This is a genomic window from Streptomyces ossamyceticus, assembly GCF_001418475.1.
Taxonomy (GTDB): Bacteria; Actinomycetota; Actinomycetes; order Streptomycetales; family Streptomycetaceae; genus Streptomyces; species Streptomyces ossamyceticus.
Genome location: NZ_LIQX01000781.1, coordinates 1 through 3,318, shown reverse-complemented (window position 1 = coordinate 3,318; position 3,318 = coordinate 1). Strand labels below are relative to the sequence as shown.

Annotated in this window: 4 protein-coding genes; 2 read left to right on the top strand and 2 right to left on the bottom strand. The window is 72.3% G+C overall.

Translation table 11 applies throughout. From position 1 onward, the window contains the following. Positions 1-190: 190 nt before the first annotated feature. Both AOK15_RS43305 and AOK15_RS38605 read left to right on the top strand, forming a co-directional pair. The gene (locus AOK15_RS43305) at positions 191-415 is read left to right on the top strand and encodes an FmdB family zinc ribbon protein (RefSeq protein ID WP_079058940.1); all 225 of its coding nucleotides are present in this window, start codon (positions 191-193) and stop codon (positions 413-415) included. An 85-nt stretch (positions 416-500) separates the two neighbouring features. Continuing rightward, positions 501-1,205: a DedA family protein gene (locus AOK15_RS38605; protein ID WP_079058939.1), complete on the top strand. Its 705-nt coding sequence runs from the start codon at positions 501-503 to the stop codon at positions 1,203-1,205. 30 nt (positions 1,206-1,235) lie between these two features. On the opposite strand, the gene AOK15_RS38600 is transcribed toward AOK15_RS38605, so the two are convergent. Together AOK15_RS38600 and AOK15_RS38595 are read right to left on the bottom strand one after the other, a co-directional pair. Continuing rightward, positions 1,236-2,054 (bottom strand): HAD family hydrolase, encoded by an 819-nt coding sequence (locus AOK15_RS38600; protein WP_055523563.1) that lies wholly within the window; start codon positions 2,052-2,054, stop codon positions 1,236-1,238. Beyond that, positions 2,054-3,318, bottom strand: a 1,265-nt coding sequence (locus AOK15_RS38595) for a cysteine protease StiP family protein (protein ID WP_167738908.1), incomplete at its 5' end; no start/stop codon positions are given. The genes AOK15_RS38595 and AOK15_RS38600, both read right to left, overlap by 1 nt.

Below are 3,318 nucleotides of genomic sequence, written 5' to 3'. Positions count from 1 at the left end.
CCGCCACACCCGCGGCTGTGAGCCCCCCGGCCCCCCGGTCCCCCGGCCGTCCGGTCTCCACACAGCGACCACAAATTATCAGTCACTTTCACAACCGCCCCGGTCGGCAGCGTGAAAATTTGGCCAGTGTGACCGACCCGTCGAAAACAAGCCCTGCTGACGGCGGCTCGCCGCCGGTTAGCCTGAGCACATGCCTCGCTACGAATACCGCTGCCGGACCTGCGGCGACACCTTCGAACTGAACCGTCCGATGGCCGAGTCGTCCGCTCCCGCGGACTGCCCCTCGGGCCACCCGGACACCGTCAAGCTGCTGTCGACGGTCTCGGTGGGCGGCTCGGCCTCCGCTGCCGCCCCTGCGCCCCGGGCGGGCGGAGGCGGGGGCGGCGGATGCTGCGGCGGCGGATGCTGCGGTTGATCACACTGGGTTCAACGGCCTCCGGGCCGGGAGCGTTCATCCGCACCTCAGGCTCCCTTCAGCTTCGTTCCCCTAGCCTGCGCCCATGACAGCCATGCAAGCGGAGTCGATGAGCGGCGCACCCCTGTGGATCATAGGCCTGATGGATCTGCTGGGGGCACCGGGGGCCGGTCTGGCCGTCGCCCTGGAGAACCTCTTCCCGCCGATCCCCAGCGAGGTCGTCCTCCCTCTCGCCGGCTTCGCCGCGAGCACCGGCCGGATGGACCTCTACGCCGCGCTGCTGTGGACCACGGCGGGCTCCGTCATCGGCGCCCTCGCCCTGTACGGCGTGGGCGCCCTCCTGGGCCGCGACCGCACCCTGGCGATCGCCGCGAAGCTGCCACTCGTCAAGGTCTCCGACGTGGAGCGGACGGAGGCGTGGTTCCTCCGGCACGGCACCAAGGCGGTCTTCTTCGGCCGGATGATCCCGGTCTTCCGGAGCCTGATCTCGGTCCCCGCCGGCGTCGAACGCATGCCCCTGCCCGTCTTCACGCTCCTCACCACGCTGGGCAGCGCGATCTGGAACACGCTCTTCGTGCTGGCCGGCTACTTCCTGGGCGCGAACTGGACCGAGGTGACGGCGGTCGTCTCCACGTACTCGAAGATCGTCCTGGCGACGGCGTCGCTGGCCGTGCTGGCATTCGCGGCGCTCCGCCTCCTGAAGAAGGGGAACACCGAGGGGGCGCGGGGAACTGCGCGCTCGACCACCGACGACCGGCAGCCCGCGGATAGCGGCACCCCCACCCCCTGACCGGACGACGCCCGGCCGACGGCTCCGGCGTCACCCTTCCCGCGCGGCCCGGAGGAACTCCCGCAGGATCCGCTCCCCGGCCATGACCCCCCGCTCCGGCAGCGCCGTGATCGTCGGCCCCGACCAGCCGGCGTCCGCCAGCTCACCGTGCCCCGGCCGCCACGCCCGGTCCGCCGCCAGCAGCAGATCCGCGTCGAGCAGCGAGTCGCCCGCGGCCACCGTCAGCTGCGCCCCGGTCCGCCGTGCGACCTCCCGCATCGCCGCGCTCTTCGTCAGCGGCTTCGGCACGGCGTACAGCTTCCGGCCCTGGAGCGACACCGTCCAGCCCCGGTTCTCCGCCCACACCGCGAGCCCCTTCACCCACTCCTCGGGCAGCAGCTCGCGCTCGACGACGAGATAGACGAAGAGGTCCTCGGCGATGCGGTGCTTGCGCACCCAGGACGGGTCGGCGGTGGCGGCGAGATGGTCCCGGACCTCCTCCAGCGGCGCGCACTCGTCCGCGAGCCGCGCGGTCACGCCCGCGTACCAGTCCGGGTCCGAGACCCCGTCGACCAGCAGATGCCCGCCGTTCGCGCAGATCGCGTACGTCGGGGCGGGCCCGGGCAGATTGATCCGCTGGTACTGCTTGCGGGTCCGGGTCGTCGTCGGGACGAACACCGCCGCGTCGCCCAGCTCGGTCAGCAGGTGCGCCGACGTCTCGGTCAGGTACGACAGGGGCTTGCTCTCGTGCACCTCGACGGTGAGCAGCCGGGGCGCCCGCGCGTCCGGCATGGTCAGCGCGAGCGCGGCGGTCGAGTAGATGAGCGTGCGGTCGAGATCGCTGGCGACGAGAACTCGGGGGCCGGGCATCAGAGCGCCACCGCCTTGCCGTCGGCACCGGTCGCGCCCCGTGTGTACTTGGGGTGGATCAGTCCCACACAGGTGTACGGCAGTTCCGCCACCTCTTCCACCGGTACCCCTCTCTGTTCGGCGAGCAGGCGTACGTGGTCGAGGTCCGCGCCCGCCCCGGCCCGCGCGAGGATCTTCCACGGTACCCGGCGCAGCAGCACCCGGGTGGTCTCCCCGACACCGGGCTTGACCAGGTTCACGTCGTGGATGCCGTACTCCTCGCTGATCCGCTCGACGGCCGCCCAGCCCTCCCAGGTGGGGCTGCGGTCGGCGGACAACAGCTCCTTGGTGCGGGCGTCGACCGCGTCGGTGACGTCGGCGAAGCGGGCCGAGACGACGTCCAGGAACTCCACGGACACATCGGCGCCGGCCAGTTCGCGGTAGAACTTGGCGCCGTGGAAGTCGTCGGGTCCGACGAGGTCCGCGCGCAGCACGGTCCGCGATATCAGCCCGGAGACGGTCGAGTTGAGGCACGCCGAGGGGATGAGGAAGTCCTCGCGGGTGCCGTAGGTGCGCACGCAGGAGCCGGGGTCGGCGAGCACCGCGATCTCCGGGTCGAACCCGGTGACGCCCTCGGCCCGCTCGAACTCCTCGATGGCGACGGCGAGTTCACGGGTGATCGCGCCCTTGCCCGTCCAGCCGTCGACGAACACGACGTCCGCCGGGTCGTGGTGGGCGGCCAGCCAGCGCAGCGCGTTGGCGTCGATGCCGCGGCCCCGCACGATCGAGACGGCGTAGTGCGGCAGTTCGACGCCGTGCCGCTGCCACGCCCACCGGCGCATCAGCACGCCCACGGGCGTCCCGGCGCGGGCGAGCGACACCAGGACGGGCCGCGGGGACCGCTCCGCGAGCACGGTCTCGGTCACGACCCCGACGGCCACGGCGATCCGCTCGGCCGAGGCGTCCAGGGCGCTGTGGAAGAGGGCCTGGTACTGCTCGCTCGGCTGGTACTCGACCGGCAGCGACTCGGCGTAGTGCGCCCCGCCGCTCTGGATGGCCTCCTCCCGCTCCTCGGTCGGCGCCTCCAGGGTCACCTCGGAGAGGTCCTGCAGCAGCCACCCGACCTCCTCGGCCGCATAGGAGGAGAACGCGGGGCCGCGCAGGGGCTCGGGCAGCATGAAGGGCCTTTCGGTGGGGTGCGGGGGCGGCGTCCGGTGCTCCGACGGGACGCGGGAAGGGACGTAGGACGGGACGACCGCGAGGAGGACGGTCGGGGTGTGGGCGG

Bases quoted from the DNA above. Each gene is read 5' to 3' on its own strand.
- AOK15_RS43305 (WP_079058940.1), top strand. From the start codon at position 191: ATGCCTCGCTACGAATACCGCTGCCGGACCTGCGGCGACACCTTCGAA.
- AOK15_RS38605 (WP_079058939.1), top strand. From the start codon at position 501: ATGACAGCCATGCAAGCGGAGTCGATGAGCGGCGCACCCCTGTGGATC.
- AOK15_RS38600 (WP_055523563.1), bottom strand. From the start codon at position 2,054: ATGCCCGGCCCCCGAGTTCTCGTCGCCAGCGATCTCGACCGCACGCTC.